The following is a 16,007-nucleotide window of genomic DNA, read 5'->3' as shown; positions in this document are numbered from 1 at the left end:
GAGACAGCGTAGGCCTGGAACACCATGCCGACATTGCGCTGGTTGGGCTTCAGCCGCGTGATGTCCTTGCCAGCCACGACGATCTTGCCGGCGCTCGGCTCCTCGAAACCGGCGACCATGCGCAGCACAGTCGTCTTGCCGCAGCCCGATGGGCCAAGGAAGGAGACGAACTCGCCCGGCGCAACGTCGAGGTTGAAATCCTCGACCACAGTCGTGGCGCCGAAGGACTTTCGCACATGCTGGATGGAGAGGAACGGCTCGGCCATGGCTTTGACTTTCAGTGCTTGTCGTTCAATTGGGGCGGTTCGCCGATTTCGGCGCGAAGCGGGACAGGATCTGGATCAGCGACATGCAGCCCCAGGTAATGGCGAAGGCGATGATGGCAAGCGCCGCCGGCTCATAGGCGCGGTTGGCGCCGATATTCTGCAGATACGGTCCGAAGGCCGGCCGATTGAGCAGGCTCGCCATGGTGAATTCGCCGATGACGATGGCGAAGGTCAGGAAGGCGCCCGACAAGACCGCGATCAGCACATTGGGCAGGATGACACGGGTGATGATCGTCCCCCAGCCAGCGCCGAGGATCTGCGCCGCTTCCGTCAGCGTCCTGACATCGATGGTGCGCAGCCCGGTATCGACCGCCCGGTACATGTAGGGCAGCGCCAGCGTCGCATAGCCGATGACCAGCAGGGCGTTGGTGCCGGTGTCGCTGGCGAGGAACGGCAGCGGCGAGTTGGAGCCGTACATCCGGATGTAGCCGAACACGATGACGATGGCCGGAATGACCAGCGGCAACAGCGTGATGAACTCGACCACCGGCCTGATCTGCGGCAGACGCAGCCGGATCCAGTAGGCCGCGGGCACCACAATCAGCACGCCGAGGATGATAGTGAAGATCGCCGCGACCACCGAATACATGAAGGTGGCCTGGAAGCGTTCGTCCCCCAGCACGATCTGATAGGCGTCGAACGAATAGGCGCCGCGCCGCATGCGCATCGAGAATTCGACGGTCGCGATCAGCGGAATGAAGAAATAGGCCGCGCCCAGCGCAAAGACGACCCAGGCCCAGAATCTGCCGGACTTCATTTGAGCCACCTCTCCGAGCGGGTCCGGAACCAGATGTAGAAGACATTGGCGAGACCGGTGATGATGATCATGCCGAAGGCGATCGCATAGCCGAGATGCGCGTTGTGCAGCACGTCGCCACGGATCTGCGCGTAGAGCAGGATCGGCACGATGTTGAGCGAGGAACCAGTCAGCGCATAGGCGGTGGCGATCGCCCCGAAGGCGTTGGCGAAGAGCAGGATCACGGTGCCGAGGAAGCTCGGCCAGATAACCGGAATGACCACCATACGCCAATACTGCGCCGTGGTCGCGCCGAGCGTCGCAGCGGCTTCGCCCCATTCCTTCTTCAGCCCGTCGATAGCCGGCGTGATGATGACCACCATTAGCGGGATCTGGAAGTAGACATAGGTCAGCGTCAGGCCCCAGAAGGACAGGATGTTGAAGCCGTGCGCGTAGATGTTCAGCCCAAACACGGTGTTCAGGATGACGGTGGCGAGCCCGAGCCGGCCCAGCGTGGCAAGGAAGGCGAAGGCCAGCGGCACGCCGGCGAAATTGGAAGCGACACCGGAAAATGTCAGCGTCGCCGAGCGTATCCAGTCCGGCAGGCCGCCACGCACGATGGCAATGGCGATGGCGAGCCCGGCGAAGGCGCCGATCAGAGCCGAGGCAAGGCTGACCTTGATGGAAATCCAGTAGGCAGCAACGATCGACGGCTGCGCCAGGGCCGCGATGTTTTCGAGCGTGAACTCGCCTGCGTCGTTCTGGAAGGCGCCCAGCATCAGATAGAGCGTGGGCAGGATCAGGAACATGATCGCGAAGACGAAGAACGGTGTAACGCCGAGCCACTGCGTCGGCAGCCTCAGGCTGCGCGCATCGGCGGGCGGCGCGGTCTTTCCCGCAATGGCCTGGTTGGAGAGCGAGAGATCGGTCATGCGCCGGCTACCGTCTTTGAGAGGAGCCGGGCGGCCAAGGCCGCCCGGCCCTTACATTGTGTTACTTCACGTTGGCGCCGACAACGGCATCCCAGTTCTTGGTGATGGCTTCCTTGGCCTTGCCCTGTTCATCGAGGGTCGGGAAGACAGCCGATGCATAGGCCTCGGCCGGCGGCAGCTTGGCCATCACGTCGGCCGGGAGCTTGCCGTTCTTGGCGAGGTCGTTGAAGCGGATCGGGTGGCAATAGCCCTTCAGCCAGCCGATCTGGCCTTCGTCGGAGTAGAGATACTCGAGCCACAGCTTCGCGGCATTCGGGTGCGGCGCGTAGGCGCTGATCGCCTGCACGTAGACGCCGGCGACGACGCCGGTCTTCGGCACGACGACATCGACCGGCGGGTTGCCCTTCAGCGTGTCGCGGCCGGCAAGCGCGTTGTAATCCCAGGTGACCAGGATCGGCGTCTGGCCCTGGGCGAGCGTCGCCGGCTTGCCGATGACCGGCACGAAATTGCCGGCGGCGTTGAGCTTCTTGAAGAAGTCGAGACCGGCGGTGCCGGCGGCTTCACCAGCGGCCGCGCCACCGGAAAGGCCGGCGGCGTAGACGGCCTGGATGGCCTGGTTCGAGGCGCGCGGGTCACCGGCGAGCGCAACCGTATTGGCATAGTCTGCCTTCAAGAGGTCGGCCCAGTCAGCCGGCGCTTCCTTGACCAGATCCTTGTTCACCAGGAAGGACAGCACGCCGTAATAGTCGCCGGTCCAGAAACCGTCCGCATCCTTGGCGCTGTCCGGGATCGAGTCCCAGGTCGACACCTTGTAGGGCTGGATCAGGCCATCGGCCTTGGCCGACGGGCCGAAGGACAGGCCGACGTCGATGACGTCGGGCGCCTGCGGGCCCTTGTTGTCCTTGTTGGCCTTGATCGCCTCGATCTCGTCGCCCGAGCCGGCATCCGGGTTGAGTTCGTTGATCTTGAGTTCCGGATACTTCGCCTTGAAGCCGTCGATGACGGCGCCATAGCCGCACCAGTCATGCGGCAACGCGATCGTGGTGAGCTGGCCCTCCGCCTTGGCCGCCTTGACGAGTTCATCCAGCGAATCCGCGGACGAAATCACCGTCGACGCAAACAGCGCCGCGGCCGAAAGGGAAAGCACTTTCCCCGTGAATTTGAACATGTGTTCTCTCCGTTGAACTGACGCCAGTGGACGCCTGCGATGCGGTATCGTTTTCGTGTGACAGCCAGATGAAAGTCTTATGAAACCGGCACGCCGCAGTACGAAAAAGTAAACTCTTTTTAACCGGTTGTAGCAATCGCTCCGCGATTATTTTTCCGGCTAAGCATTCCGCTCCTTGCCTTTTGCCCTATCCCCTTCCCTTTCCCCTCGTTTCAAGATCAATTTCCGGCGCCGCGATCGCCGCTCACACCGCGCCGGCGATGGCGTTTTCAAGCAGCGTGAGTGCCCCTTTCTTGGTCAGCTTGACCGGGTTGCCGCTGGCGGTCGGATCGACCACCGCCATGTCGGCGATCAGCCCCTTGCGCTTCTTGTCCATGTCGAGACCCTTGATCAGGCCGGGCAGCGCATGCGGCACCTTGAGCTCCTTGCGCAGCTTGATGATCGCCTTGGCGAAACCGTCGAAGCCGCCCTTGATGCCGCAATAGGCGGCGAGCCGGGCGATGCGCTCGTCGATGGCGTCACGGTTGAAGGCCAGCACGTAGGGCATGAACACGGCGTTGGTCATGCCGTGATGGGTGTCGTAGAGCGCGCCGACCGGATGCGACAGCGAGTGGATGGCGCCGAGCCCCTTCTGGAAGGCCGCCGCGCCCATCGCTGCGGCGCTCATCATGTGGGCGCGGGCAACAAGGTCCTTGCCGTTGGCGAAGGCTTTGGGCAGGTTCTCGAACACCAGCCGAATGCCTTCCACCGCGATGCCGTCGGCCATCGGATGATAGCCCGGCGCGCAATAGGCTTCGAGGCAGTGCGCCAGCGCATCCATGCCGGTGCCGGCGGTGATGAAGCCCGGCATGCCGACCGACAGCTCCGGATCGGCGATCACGATCGCCGGCAAAAGCTTCGGATGGAAGATGACCTTCTTGGTGTGCGTCTCCTCATTGGTGATGACGCCGGCGCGGCCGACTTCCGACCCGGTTCCGGCGGTGGTCGGCACCGCGATGATCGGCGCGATCGCGTCGGAATCGGCTCTCGTCCACCAGTCGCCGACATCCTCGAAGTCCCACACCGGCCGCGTCTGCCCTGCCTGGAAGGCGATCAGCTTGCCGAGGTCGAGCGCCGAGCCGCCGCCGAAGGCGATGACGCCGTCATGCTTGCCCTTCTTGAACACCGCGATGCCGGCGGTCAGGTTGGAATCGACCGGGTTCGGCTTGACCTCGGAAAACACGCCATACGGAACTTTGGCGTCGTCGAGAATCTTCAACGTCGAGGCGACGACCGGCAATTTCGCCAGCCCAGGATCGGTGACGAAGAGCGGCTGCTTGATGCCTGTGGCTGCCAACACGTCTGGCAGTTCCTTGATGCGGCCGGCGCCGAAGCGGACGGTGGTCGGGTAGTTCCATTTGGAGATGAGCTTGGACATTGCTTGTCTTTCGAAAAATCAGATCGCTTCGCGCAGGTGGTAGGATTTCGGCCGGGTCAGATTGTCGTAGCCGATCGCCGAAAGTGCTGCGCCCTTGCCGGTGTCCTTGACGCCGGTCCAGACCAGCGCCGGATCGAGATAGTCGCAGCGGTTCATGAACACGGTGCCGGTCTCGACGCGGTCGCCGATCGCCACCGCGCGTTCGGTGTCGCGCGTCCAGATAGATGCCGTCAGCCCGTAGGGACTGTCGTTCATCAGCGCGATGGCCTCCTCGTCGTTGCGCACTTTCATGATGCCGACGATCGGTCCGAAGCTCTCCTCGCGCATGACGCTCATCTGGTGGTCGACATTGGTCAGCACTTCCGGCGCCAGATAGGGCGAGCCTGCCTTGTCCTCGGCCACCTTCATGTTGACATGCGCGGTGGCGCCCTTGCGCAGCGCCTCGGCCTTCTGCTCGCGGATCAGGTCGGCGAAGCGCGCCTGCGCCATCGGCCCCAGCGTCGTCGCCTGTTCCAGCGGATTGCCGACGACATAGTTCCTGGTCTCGGCAATGAAGCCCTCGACGAACTCGTCATAGACCTTCTCGTGAACATAGACGCGCTCGATGCCGCAGCAGCACTGGCCGGAATTGAAGAAGGCGCCGTCGACCAGATTGGCGACCGCATGATCCATCTTGGCGTCGGGCAGCACATAGGCCGGATCCTTGCCGCCGAGCTCGAGGCCGAGGCTCATGAAAGTACCGGCCGCGGCTTTCTCGATGGCGCGACCGCCTGCGACCGAGCCGGTGAAGTTGACATGGTCGATCTTGCCGGAGCCGAGCAGCTTCTCGGTCTGGCCGTGGTTCATGACCAGGTTCTGGAACAGGCCCTTGGGCAGGCCAGCTTTGTCGAAGGCCTGTTGGAAGCGCTCGCCGACCAGAAGCGTCTGCGCCGCGTGCTTGAGGATGACCGCGCTGCCGGCCATCAGCGCCGGCACGATGGTGTTGACGGCGGTGAGATAGGGGTAGTTCCACGGCGCGATGACCATGACCACGCCGAGCGGCACCTTCCTCACATAGCGGCGGAAGCCGTCCTTCGGGTTGGAGGCCATCACCGGCTTCAGCGCCTGTTCGGCGATCTCGACCATGTAGTTGACGCGTTCCTTGACGCCGCCGAACTCGCCGCCATAGCGTACCGGGCGCCCCATCTGCCAGGCGATCTCCGGCACGATCTCGTCGCTCATGGCGACCAGCGCTTCCAGCATCGCCAGCATGTACTTGCCGCGCTCGACGACCGGTGTTTCGGCCCACTTCTCCTGCGCCGCCTTGGCGCGCTCGACCGCGGCGTTGATCGCCTGGTCCGTCGCGACCGGCCGCTCGGCATAGATCGAGCCGTCGATGGGGGATTTGAGTTTGACCGTTTCCAAGAAGGCGTCTCCAAAATCAACAAGGGACTGTTTTGACAAAGCCGGCCGCGCCATAAGCAAGGATGGCGCGATCGCGGGTAATGATTGCGAGGTTCTTCGAGCGGGCAGTGGCTATGATGATCCGGTCCGTCGGATCGTTGTGAACGGCGCCAGGCAGAAACGAGGACTCCACCAGAAGCTCGCTGTCGATCCCCTCGACGCTCGTCGCACCGGCTTGCACGAACCCTTCGAACCAACCGAGCGGCGACTTGATGAATGGAAGCCGGCCCTTCGACACAAGCATGCCGATTTCCCAAGCCGACATGACCGAAACGGCGATCACGTCGCCATTTTTTCGCGCACTGGTCACCTTATCAACCGCCGTCCTCGCGACCGGCTGGTCCGTCGACAGCCACAGCATGAAGCAAGTGTCCAGCAGCACTCCATCAGTCGTCATAGACTTTGCCCCAGTCCGGATCCGCGGGAGCGGTATAGTCGACGTCCGGAAGCAGCGTGAGCGTGCCGGCCATGCATCCAAACAACGGATCGGCGCCGCGTGGCGGCACGATATATTCCTCGTTCTCGCCGCTCATGTGCGGAGCATTATTGAAATCCACCTTGTCCTCGATGAAGCCGGGACGACGCCCCGAACTCCTTGCCTCGGTTAGCCCGCCTGCAGACTTGCCATATGCTTGACCACTTCCTTGCCGAGCATCTGCCTTAGAGCGTCGAAAGATCAGATTCTCGCCTGCGATGTTGACTGACTCCGTCTGGAATCCCGCAGCCAGCCATTCCTTTGTCATTGGATTGTTGCTGGGATTGTTGCTCCACCAGGCCGGATATTGCTTGGACGCCGGCAACTTCTCGCCAAGCAGCCTCTCGATGTCCTTGAACGACATCGGAATCCGTTCACGGGTCTGAGCCATGAGATACGTACGCAAAGGCGAATATTTTCCCATTTCGCGCTCCTTGAGCCTAACTGAGAAATTACAGCTTTAGTTAGGTTCAGTCAACGCGGATTACAGCTTTAGTACCGCTCGAACCCCCTGTGCAGTTCCCAATCCGTGATGCGGCGGTCGTATTCGAACTGCTCCCAGCGGGCCGTATGCACATAGTGTTCGACAACATCCTCGCCGAAGGCCTGCTTCAGCATCTTCGACTTCGACAGCGTCTCTGTCGCATCGCGCAGCGTCTTCGGGATCTCGGGCAGGCGCGAGGCCTGGTAGGCGTCGCCGACGAACGGCTTCTGCAGCTCCAGCTTCTCGTCGATGCCGGCAAGGCCGGATGCGATCAGCGCCGCGAAGGCGAGATAGGGGTTCAAATCGGCGCCGCCGATGCGGCACTCCATGCGGATGCCCTTGGTGCCCTCGCCGCACAGGCGGAAGCCGGCGGTGCGGTTGTCCTCGCTCCACATGATCTTGGTCGGCGCGAAGGTGCCGGCCTGGAAGCGCTTGTAGGAATTGATGTAGGGCGCCAGGAACCAGGTGAACTCCTTGGCGTATTTGAGCTGGCCCGCGGCCCATTGCTGGCCGAGCGTCGACAGCGTCCATTCGGCGTTTTTGTCGAAGAACAGCGGCGTCTTGCCGTCGGCGCTCCACAGCGAATTGTGGATGTGGCTGGAGTTGCCGGCGAGGCCGTAATTGTACTTGGCCATGAAGGAGATCGACTTGCCTTCGGAATCGGCGATCTCCTTGGCGCCGTTCTTCAGGATGACGTGGCGGTCGGCCATATCGAGCGCTTCCGCGTAGCGCACGTTGATCTCTTCCTGGCCCGGGCCCCATTCGCCCTTGGAGTTCTCGATCGGAATGCCGGCAGCTTCCATCTCGTTGCGCAGCCGGCGCATCACGCCTTCTTCCTTGGTGGTGATGCCGATCTGGTAGTCGCCGATGTAGGGCGAGGCCGAGTCGAGGCCCTGCCAGTGCTTCTTGCGGGCGGAATCGTAGGTCTCGTTGAACAGGTAGAATTCGAGCTCGGAGGCGAAGTAGCCGATATAGCCGCGATCCTTCAGCCGCTTGACCTGCTTCTTCAGGATGGCGCGCGGCGAATGCGCCAGATCTTCATGGTCGTGGTGATCGAGCACGTCGCAGATCACCAGCGCCGTCTTTTCCAGCCACGGCAGCCGCCGCAGCGTCGCCAGGTCCGGCTTCATGACGAAGTCGCCATAGCCCTTCGACCAGCTTGCCGCCTTGTAGCCCGGCACCGGCTCCATATCGATGTCGCAGGCCAGCAGATAGTTGCAGCCATGGGTCTCGCCATGCGCGGTATCGACGAAATACTGGGCCAGGAAGCGCTTTCCCGCGAGCCGGCCCTGCATGTCGACGATGCAGGCCAGCACCGTGTCGATCTCGCCATTGGAGACCGCTTTCTTCAATTGATCGAACGAGAAATTTCCGGCCATTCCTTTGGCACTCCAGCGCTTGGTCTTTTGAGAGGGGGAACGAAACCATGGCCGGCGCCAGGCCGGCCATGGCCATGGAAATAGACGTCAGTGGCCGGTCTCGCCGACCGCCTGTTCGGCTGCCTTGATCGCTGCCTGGCGCGCCGCGATGATGTCGCCAAGCGGCGGGCCCTGGAAGCGGTTGCGCTCGAAAGCGAACCACACGATCGCCGTCAGGATGAAGAAGCTTACGGTGATGTAGAGCGCCCAGTCGTTCGGCGGCTGGATGCCGATGACGAAGATCAGGATCATTGACAGAATGGAGAGAACGCCGAACAGCATGAAGATCCCACGTCCCATGTTCCACGGGCCCATCTTGTCCCACTTCGGCGTGCCCCAGGCCAACATGCCGAGCACGATCGGCACGGTGAAGGAGAGGAACAGGAAGATGACCGTGCAGGAAACCACGATGGTGTAGGCCGAGGTGCCGGCGACCGAAACCAGCGTCGAACCCCAGACGAACAGCACCGACAGGATCGACGCCGTCCAGATCGCCGCCACCGGTGTGCGATAGGTCGGGCTGACCTTGGCGAGTGCCGCCGAACCCGGCAGGCCGCCGTCGCGCGAGAAGGCGAAGATCATACGCGAAGCCGAGGTGACCGTCGCGAGACCGCAAAGCAGCTGCGCGACGAACACGACGAGGTAGACGAACTCCTTGATGCCGGGGCTGACACGCTGGTCGAAGGCCCAGAAGAACACGTTCCAGCCCTGCTTGGCGGCATCGTCCATGTTCGGGATCATCAGGATGAAGGCGGCCAGGAACAGGTAGCCGAAGACGGCCGACCAGATGACCGACATGACCATCGCGCGCGGCACGGAACTGGCCGCCTTGATGGTTTCCTCGGAGGTGTGCGCCGAGGCGTCGTAGCCGGTGATGGTGTAGATCGGCAGCAGCAGGCCGAGCGCGAACACCCAGGCGTTCGACACCGACGGCCAGACGCCGGCGCCGGCATCGCCCGAGTAGTTGTGGAAGGTGAAGAGACGGCTGACGTCCCAGGTCTCGGCGGCGGCAAGGCAGACGATCGCGATCAGGATCGAGCCAAAGAAGATGAGATAGCCGGAGAAGTCGGTGAGCTTCGCCGTCAGCTTGATGCCGAGATGGTTGATCAGTGCCTGGGCGCCGGTGATGATGATCAGGAAGATCATCTGGTTGGTCAGATTGCCTTCAATTCCCAGCGCCGGTCCGAAGGCGCCGACGAAGAAGGTCCAGGTGCCAACATTGATGGCGCCGAGCACAGTGATCAGGCCGAGCAGGTTGAGCCAGGCCGTCACCCAGCCGGTGCCGCGATTGCCGAGGATCGAACCCCAGTGGTAGAGGCCGCCGGCCGTCGGATAGGCCGAGCTGATCTGCGACATGGCGACAGCGAAGGTCAGCGACACGAAGCAGCCGACCAGCCAGCCGATGCCGATGCCGATGCCGCCGGCGCCGGAGGTGGCCTGCGCCAGCGAATTGATGCCGCCGGACAGGATGCAGATGATCGAGAACGAAACCGCGAAATTCGAAAAGCGGCTGAGGCGCCGCTCCAGTTCCTGGGCGTAGCCCATGCTGTGGAGGTGCTTTACGTCCTCCGCCTTATCAACTTCGGTATAACCCGGTGCTGTCATTTGAAGTCCCCTTTAGTTCTTAGCTGGCCGATTGTACTGACTTTCCCACTGCGCGTTGTCGGGAGCCGCTGGCCTCCTCGGGCTCCAGATCAGAAAAAATGCCGGTGAGCAGATCCGCCCATTTCCGCTGCCCGGCCTCGCCGGAGATTTCGTCGTTGCGGATTTCGATCATCGCGCAGGCAAGGCCGCGCGAGCGCGCATGCCGTTCCAGCGTGAAATAGACGCGGTCGGCCGGCGAATAGGGTTCGTTGATGCCGACGGCGACGCCGGCGAGCCGCTTGAGCGCCGCGATCAGGGGCACCGCCAGCCGGCGGTCCTCGTCATGGATGATGCCGATATGCCAGGGCCGGCTCTTGCCCTTGTAGACCGGCGTGAAGGAATGCACCGACACGAGCCGCGTTTCCTGCCCACGCGCCAGCCGCTCGTCGATGATGCGCGCGATCGTGTCGTGGAACGGCCGCCACGACAGGTCGATGCGCCGGGCGCGCTGCTTGTCCGACAGACCGGCATTGCCGGGAATGACCGTGGTCTCGCTTATCGGCGGCACAAGGTCCGGCGCATCGAGCGGCCGGTTGCAGTCGATGACGAGGCGCGAGATGCGGGTTTCGATCAGCGTGGCGTCGAGCGCGGCGGCCATGCGATGGGCGACCGGCAGTGCGCCGGGATCCCAGGCGATGTGGCGGGAGAGGTCCTCCGCCGGCAGGCCGAGCGTGCCGAATTCGGCCGGCAGGAAGTTGGAGGCGTGGTCGCAAGTCAGAACAAACGGGCTCGCCCCGCCGGGGTTCGTTACCCCTACGGTTTCAGGCGATGCAGGGCTGGCGGGCCGTGCTGTCTCCATAGTCAGTCGTCCCCTGGGGAGCGCTGTATCGTATGTTACGTATTTTGTCTCATTGCGCCCGTGCGGATGATTTCATACAGTTTGTCCGGCTTTGTCAAACGCGATTTCGGGGAATAGCGTCGACCGGGCCAATAGGTGGGGGAAAACCATGATCTCCAGCATCGCCGAACTGATTTCCGACCGCATTGGCGCCATGCCGGCCGGCGAGCGGCGCGCGGCGCAGACGCTGATCGCCAACTATCCGTTGATCGGGCTGAAGACGGTTGCCGAATTTTCGGCCGCAGCCGGCGTGTCCTCGCCGACGATCCTGCGTTTCGTCGCCCGCCTCGGCTTCCAGAACTATCCGGAATTCCAGTCGGCGCTGCAGGACGAACTGGCGGCGCAATTGCAGTCGCCGGCGTCGCGCACGCTCAACCCGGCCTCGCCCGGCGGCGGCGCGGTGTCGCCGATGCTGGAGGCGACGCTCGAGAACATGCGCGAGACCTTCAGGCACCTGTCTGAGAAGCAGCTTGCCGACATCGGGGCACTGCTCGCCGCCAGGCGCGGCAAGACCTTCCTGATCGGCGGCCGTTTCACCGATCCGTTGGCGCGCTACATGGCCGCGCACCTCGCCATCGTCCAGCCGGACGTCTACCACCTCGCCGGACAGGAAAGCATCTGGCGCGACCGGCTGATCGACATGGGCAAGCGCGACGTGCTGGTGATCTTCGACATCAGGCGCTACCAGGACAGTCTGGTGCGCTTTGCCGAGACCGCGCATCAGCGCGGCGTTCAGATCGTGCTGTTCACCGATCAATGGCTGTCGCCGATCGCCCGCTTCGCCCGCCATGTCATCGCCGGACGCACCGCTGTGCCCTCGGCCTGGGATTCCTCGGCCGCCCTCTTCGTCGTCGCCGAGACGCTGATCGGCGCCGTCACAAGGCAGCTTGAGGCCGACGGCGCCAAGCGCATCCGCGAGTTGGAAGGCTTGCGCTGACCTCCCGGTATCCGTGCCGGCGGCCCGCCAACGTTACGCAGATTTAATGTGCATGGCAGCGGCAGAATTGCCATAAAGCCATGATATCGCGTGGCTTCGCACATTGCCGGGGTGCGTTGCTGCGTTTTTTGCTTGGGGAAACCTGTAGACGTTTTGCCGACCGGAGTGCCGATGGCCGCCTGGAAACAGATCGTTTTTGCGCTTGTGATCCTGGTGGCCGCCGCGGCCGCCTGGGTACGTTTTTTCCCGGGCGCGCATGAGGTGCTGGCACGCTGGGGTATCGAATGGGCCGACGCCGCGACATCGGCACAGACGACCGGCGCCGTCGACGCGGCGAAGCAGGCAAGCAGCCGCGACAGCAACCGACAACCGGCGAATGTCGTCGCGTTGCCGGCGAGCACGGCCACCATCAACGACCGCCTGCAGGCGATCGGCACCGGCCGAGCCAACGCCTCGGTCACGGTCAACCCTTACAGTTCCGGCCGTCTCGTCGAATTTCTGGTCGCCTCCGGAACCCATGTCGACAAGGGCCAGGTCATCGCCACCCTCGATTCCGACACCGAGGTGATTGCCGAGGACCGCGCCAAGGTCGGCCTGCAGGACGCTCAGGACAAGCTCGACCGGGTGAAGTCGCTGCGCGCCTCGAATGCCGCGACGCCGGTCGCCGTCGCCGATGCGGAAGTGGCGCTGGCCAACGCCAAGCTGGCGCTGCGCGACGCCGAGCTCGCCCTGCAGCGCCGCTCGATCGTGGCCCCAATTTCGGGCACGGTCGGCATCCTGCCGATCTCCGCCGGCAATTACGTGACCAGCCAGTCGGCCATCGCCACGCTCGACGATCGCTCCTCGATCCTGGTCGACTTCCTGGTGCCCGAGCGCTTCGCCGCCGCCGTCAAGGTCGGCGCGCAATTGTCGGCGACGCCGATCGCCAATCCGAGCCAAGCCTACACCGGCACCGTCTCGGCCATCGACAACCATATCGACGAGGCCAGCCGCACGCTGCTGGTCAAGGCGACAATCGCCAACCCGGCGGATTCGCTGCGCGCCGGCATGTCGTTCCAGATCAGCATGAAATTTCCGGGCGACTCCTATCCGGCGGTTAGCCCGCTGGCCATCCTGTGGGGTTCCGACGGCGCCTATGTCTGGGCGGTCGCGGACGGCAAGGCCAAACGCGTTCCCGTGCGCATCATCCAGCGCAACACCGAGACAGTGCTAATCGACGCGCCAATCGTCAGCGGCGACATGGTGGTGACCGAAGGCACCCAGAGCGTCAGCGAGGGCGGCGAGGTCCGCATCGCCGGCGAGCAGCAGCGCGCCGCCGAAGCTGACAGCCCATGAGCGGCGGCGCCAACACCGCCAGCGAGAGCGGCTTCACCGCGCTGTTCATTCGCCGGCCGGTCATGGCCCTGGTGCTGAACACACTGATCGCGGTCGCCGGCCTTGCCGCCTTCTATGGCGTCGAGATCCGTGAACTGCCGGATGTCGACCGTCCCGTCATCACCGTCAGCACCACCTTCGAGGGCGCCGCAGCCGAGACCGTCGACCGCGAGCTGACCGACACGATCGAGGGCGCGGTCGCGCGCGTCTCCGGCGTCAAGTCTATCTCGTCGACTTCCTCCTTCGGCAACAGCCGTGTCACCATCGAGTTCAACGACGACGTCGATCTCGACGTCGCCGCCTCCGATGTGCGCGACGCCGTCAGCCGCATCTCCAACCAGATACCGGGCACGGCCGACAGGCCGCGCATCGTCAAGGCCGACGCCAATTCCGAGCCGGTGATGCGGCTGGCGGTCACCTCCGACACCATGTCGGTGCAGGACATGACGGTGATCGTCCAGGATCAGATCGAGGACGAGCTCGCCGCCGTCCCGGGCGTCGCCGACGTCCAGGTTTCCGGTGAGCGCGACAAGATCTTCCGCATCGACGTCGACCAGAACAAGCTCGCCAGCCACGGCTTCACCGTCGCCGATCTCCGGGCCGCGCTCGCCTCGGTCGCCTTCGATTCGCCGGCTGGCTCGATCACCACCACCAACCAGGATCTGATCGTGCGCACCACGGCCGACGTGACGACGCCGGAGGAGTTCGAGAACATCATCATCGCCGGCAAGACGCGCATCCGTGACGTCGCAACCGTCACGCTCGGTCCCGATGTCGGCCAGACGGCGCTGCGTTCGGACGGCAAGACCGGCATCGGCCTCGGCATCATCCGTCAGGCGGAATCGAACACGCTGGACATCTCGACCGGCGTCAGGGCGGCCGTCGCCAAGCTGCAGGAGAACTTGCCACAGGGAATGTCGATCAAGGTCACCAGCGACGACGCGGTCTTTGTCAACGGCGCCGTGCACGAGGTCGAGATCGCGCTGGCGCTCTCTGTCTCGATTGTGCTGATCGTCATTTACGCCTTCCTGCTCGACTGGCGCGCAACGCTGATCCCCGGCCTGTCGATGCCGGTCGCCATGATCGGCACCATCGCCGCGATCTATCTCGCCGGCTTTTCGGTCAACATCCTGACGCTGCTGGCGCTGGTGCTGGCCACCGGACTCGTCGTCGATGACGCCATCGTCGTGCTCGAAAACATCGTGCGCCGGCGCAACCAGGGCATGGGGCCGCGCGCGGCGGCCGTGCTTGGCGCGCAGGAGGTCTTCTTCGCCGTCATCGCCACCACGCTGACGCTGGTCGCCGTCTTCGTGCCGATCTCTTTCCTGCCCGGCCAGACCGGCGGCCTGTTTCGCGAATTCGGCTTTGTGCTGGCGATGTCGGTGCTGCTGTCCTGCGTGGTCGCACTCACCCTTTGCCCGATGCTCGCCTCGCGCATGCTGTCCAGCGCCTCGCTCCACCATGAAGGCGGCAAGGGCATCGGCGCCCGCATCGGCGGCGCGCTGAACGCGACCTACCGGCGCTGCCTGCATGCCTGCCTCGGCGCGCCGTGGCTGGTGGTGCTGGTGGCGCTGCTCTTCGCCGGCATCGCCTTCACCCTCTTCGGCACCATCCGCCAGGAGCTGACGCCGAGCGAGGACCGCGCCGTCGTCTTGTTGCGCATCAGCGCCCCGCAAGGCGTCAGCCTCGACTACACGACCGAGCAGATGCAGAAGATCGAGAGGCTGATCCAGCCGCTGCGCGAATCCGGCGAGATCCGCGGCACCTTCGAAAACGCAGGCCAGAACGGCGCCTACAACTCAGGTTTCATGGTGATGACGCTGGCGCCGTGGGACGAACGCGCGCGCAGCCAGCGGGAGATCGTGGCCGAGATCAGCCGATTGACAAGGCAGGTGCCGAACGTGCGGGTGTTCCCGGTGCAGCCCAACAGCCTTGGTATCCGCGGCGCCGGCAACGGCCTGCAGTTCGCGCTGGTCGGCAACGACCGCAAGGCGCTCGGCGAGGCGGCGGGCAAGGTCATCGCCGAGATGCAGAAGGACCAGCGCTTCCAGTCGCCACGGCTCTCCGTCGACCCGACCCAGCCCCAGCTGGCCGTGGCCATCGACCGCGAGCGCGCCTCCGACCTCGGCATCGACATCACCGGGCTGGCCGACACATTGCAGGCCATGCTCGACGGCAACGACGTCGTCGACGTCTACATCGCCGACCGCAGCTATGGCGTGAAGCTGGTCTCGACGACCAACCCGATCAACGACCCGACCGACCTCGAGAACATCTTCCTGAAGACCGGCGACGGCCGCTTCGTGCCGATGTCGACCATCGCGACGCTGACCGAACGCGCCGTGCCGCCATCGCTGACGCGCGAGCAGCAGCAGCCGTCGGTCGCTATCACCTCGAACCTGTCAGGCGACTTCGCGCTCGGCGACGCGCTGAGCCGCGCCGAGGAGATTGCCACGCCGCTCTTGCCGCCGGGCAGCCGCATCCTGCCGCTCGCCGAGGCGGCGACGCTGGGCGAGACCAACAGCGCCATGATCACCATCTTCGGCTTCGCGCTGGTCATCATCCTGCTGGTGCTTGCCGCCCAGTTCGAAAGCTTCGTCAGCGCCATCATTATCATGGCGACGGTGCCGCTGGGCCTCGCCTGCGCGATCTTCGCCCTCCTGCTCTCGGGAACCAGCCTCAATGCCTACAGCCAGATCGGCCTGGTGCTGCTGGTCGGCGTCATGGCCAAGAACGGCATCCTGATCGTCGAGTTCGCCAACCAGCTGCGCGATCGCGGGCTCGGCGTGCGCGAGGCGATCGAGCAGGCCTCCAT

14 protein-coding genes are annotated in these 16,007 nt (G+C 64.1%); 3 read left to right on the top strand and 11 right to left on the bottom strand.

All coding sequences use genetic code 11. The features are described 5' to 3' along the window. The 11 genes from EN742_RS07050 to EN742_RS07000 form a co-directional block, all read right to left on the bottom strand. Positions 1-266 (bottom strand): ATP-binding cassette domain-containing protein (locus tag EN742_RS07050; RefSeq protein ID WP_128332593.1); only part of this gene is annotated, 266 nt, incomplete at its 3' end. A gap of 25 nt (positions 267-291) precedes the next feature. Next, positions 292-1,083, bottom strand: coding sequence for an ABC transporter permease (locus tag EN742_RS07045; RefSeq protein WP_126058391.1), 792 nt, complete (start codon positions 1,081-1,083; stop codon positions 292-294). After that, positions 1,080-1,994 (bottom strand): ABC transporter permease subunit, encoded by a 915-nt coding sequence (locus tag EN742_RS07040; RefSeq protein ID WP_127406710.1) that lies wholly within the window; start codon positions 1,992-1,994, stop codon positions 1,080-1,082. The genes EN742_RS07045 and EN742_RS07040 overlap by 4 nt, the downstream gene beginning before the upstream one ends. Before the next feature lie 61 nt (positions 1,995-2,055). Next, on the bottom strand, positions 2,056-3,162 hold the full coding sequence (locus tag EN742_RS07035) for an ABC transporter substrate-binding protein (RefSeq protein ID WP_128332592.1): 1,107 nt from the start codon (positions 3,160-3,162) through the stop codon (positions 2,056-2,058). Between the two features lie 244 nt (positions 3,163-3,406). Then, positions 3,407-4,579 (bottom strand): iron-containing alcohol dehydrogenase, encoded by a 1,173-nt coding sequence (locus tag EN742_RS07030; protein WP_128332591.1) that lies wholly within the window; start codon positions 4,577-4,579, stop codon positions 3,407-3,409. Positions 4,580-4,597: 18 nt separating this feature from the next. Continuing rightward, entirely contained in the window at positions 4,598-6,037 is a 1,440-nt protein-coding gene (locus EN742_RS07025) for an aldehyde dehydrogenase family protein (protein WP_127405544.1), read from the bottom strand. Next, complete coding sequence (locus EN742_RS07020; protein ID WP_127405543.1) at positions 6,000-6,419, bottom strand: type II toxin-antitoxin system VapC family toxin; 420 nt, start codon at positions 6,417-6,419, stop codon at positions 6,000-6,002. The genes EN742_RS07025 and EN742_RS07020 overlap by 38 nt, the downstream gene beginning before the upstream one ends. Continuing rightward, on the bottom strand, positions 6,409-6,921 hold the full coding sequence (locus EN742_RS07015) for a hypothetical protein (protein ID WP_127405542.1): 513 nt from the start codon (positions 6,919-6,921) through the stop codon (positions 6,409-6,411). The genes EN742_RS07020 and EN742_RS07015 overlap by 11 nt, the downstream gene beginning before the upstream one ends. 68 nt (positions 6,922-6,989) lie before the next feature. Further along, entirely contained in the window at positions 6,990-8,360 is a 1,371-nt protein-coding gene (locus EN742_RS07010; protein ID WP_127405541.1) for a glutamine synthetase family protein, read from the bottom strand. 87 nt (positions 8,361-8,447) lie between these two features. Then, positions 8,448-10,004 (bottom strand): amino acid permease, encoded by a 1,557-nt coding sequence (locus EN742_RS07005; protein ID WP_127405540.1) that lies wholly within the window; start codon positions 10,002-10,004, stop codon positions 8,448-8,450. A gap of 19 nt (positions 10,005-10,023) precedes the next feature. Next, a complete protein-coding gene (locus EN742_RS07000) occupies positions 10,024-10,842 on the bottom strand; it encodes an N-formylglutamate amidohydrolase (RefSeq protein WP_127405539.1) in 819 nt (272 codons plus the stop codon). Positions 10,843-10,990: 148 nt separating this feature from the next. On the opposite strand from EN742_RS07000, the gene EN742_RS06995 reads away from it, so the two are divergent. The 3 genes from EN742_RS06995 to EN742_RS06985 all read left to right on the top strand — a co-directional run. Continuing rightward, positions 10,991-11,818, top strand: coding sequence for a MurR/RpiR family transcriptional regulator (locus EN742_RS06995; RefSeq protein ID WP_126058381.1), 828 nt, complete (start codon positions 10,991-10,993; stop codon positions 11,816-11,818). Positions 11,819-11,989: 171 nt separating this feature from the next. Beyond that, positions 11,990-13,153 (top strand): efflux RND transporter periplasmic adaptor subunit, encoded by a 1,164-nt coding sequence (locus tag EN742_RS06990; protein ID WP_127405537.1) that lies wholly within the window; start codon positions 11,990-11,992, stop codon positions 13,151-13,153. Continuing rightward, positions 13,150-16,007: efflux RND transporter permease subunit (locus tag EN742_RS06985; protein WP_148670044.1), on the top strand; the 2,858-nt coding region annotated here is incomplete at its 3' end. The genes EN742_RS06990 and EN742_RS06985, both read left to right, overlap by 4 nt.

It is taken from the genome of Mesorhizobium sp. M4A.F.Ca.ET.020.02.1.1 (genome assembly GCF_004022645.1).
Lineage (GTDB): Bacteria > Pseudomonadota > Alphaproteobacteria > Rhizobiales > Rhizobiaceae > Mesorhizobium.
The sequence above is the reverse complement of the archived record's forward strand: the minus strand, read 5'-3'. Positions and strand labels throughout refer to the sequence as shown.

Bases quoted from the DNA above. Each gene is read 5' to 3' on its own strand.
- EN742_RS07045 (WP_126058391.1), bottom strand. From the start codon at position 1,083: ATGAAGTCCGGCAGATTCTGGGCCTGGGTCGTCTTTGCGCTGGGCGCG.
- EN742_RS07040 (WP_127406710.1), bottom strand. From the start codon at position 1,994: ATGACCGATCTCTCGCTCTCCAACCAGGCCATTGCGGGAAAGACCGCG.
- EN742_RS07035 (WP_128332592.1), bottom strand. From the start codon at position 3,162: ATGTTCAAATTCACGGGGAAAGTGCTTTCCCTTTCGGCCGCGGCGCTG.
- EN742_RS07030 (WP_128332591.1), bottom strand. From the start codon at position 4,579: ATGTCCAAGCTCATCTCCAAATGGAACTACCCGACCACCGTCCGCTTC.
- EN742_RS07025 (WP_127405544.1), bottom strand. From the start codon at position 6,037: ATGGCGCGGCCGGCTTTGTCAAAACAGTCCCTTGTTGATTTTGGAGAC.
- EN742_RS07020 (WP_127405543.1), bottom strand. From the start codon at position 6,419: ATGACGACTGATGGAGTGCTGCTGGACACTTGCTTCATGCTGTGGCTG.
- EN742_RS07015 (WP_127405542.1), bottom strand. From the start codon at position 6,921: ATGGGAAAATATTCGCCTTTGCGTACGTATCTCATGGCTCAGACCCGT.
- EN742_RS07010 (WP_127405541.1), bottom strand. From the start codon at position 8,360: ATGGCCGGAAATTTCTCGTTCGATCAATTGAAGAAAGCGGTCTCCAAT.
- EN742_RS07005 (WP_127405540.1), bottom strand. From the start codon at position 10,004: ATGACAGCACCGGGTTATACCGAAGTTGATAAGGCGGAGGACGTAAAG.
- EN742_RS07000 (WP_127405539.1), bottom strand. From the start codon at position 10,842: ATGGAGACAGCACGGCCCGCCAGCCCTGCATCGCCTGAAACCGTAGGG.
- EN742_RS06995 (WP_126058381.1), top strand. From the start codon at position 10,991: ATGATCTCCAGCATCGCCGAACTGATTTCCGACCGCATTGGCGCCATG.
- EN742_RS06990 (WP_127405537.1), top strand. From the start codon at position 11,990: ATGGCCGCCTGGAAACAGATCGTTTTTGCGCTTGTGATCCTGGTGGCC.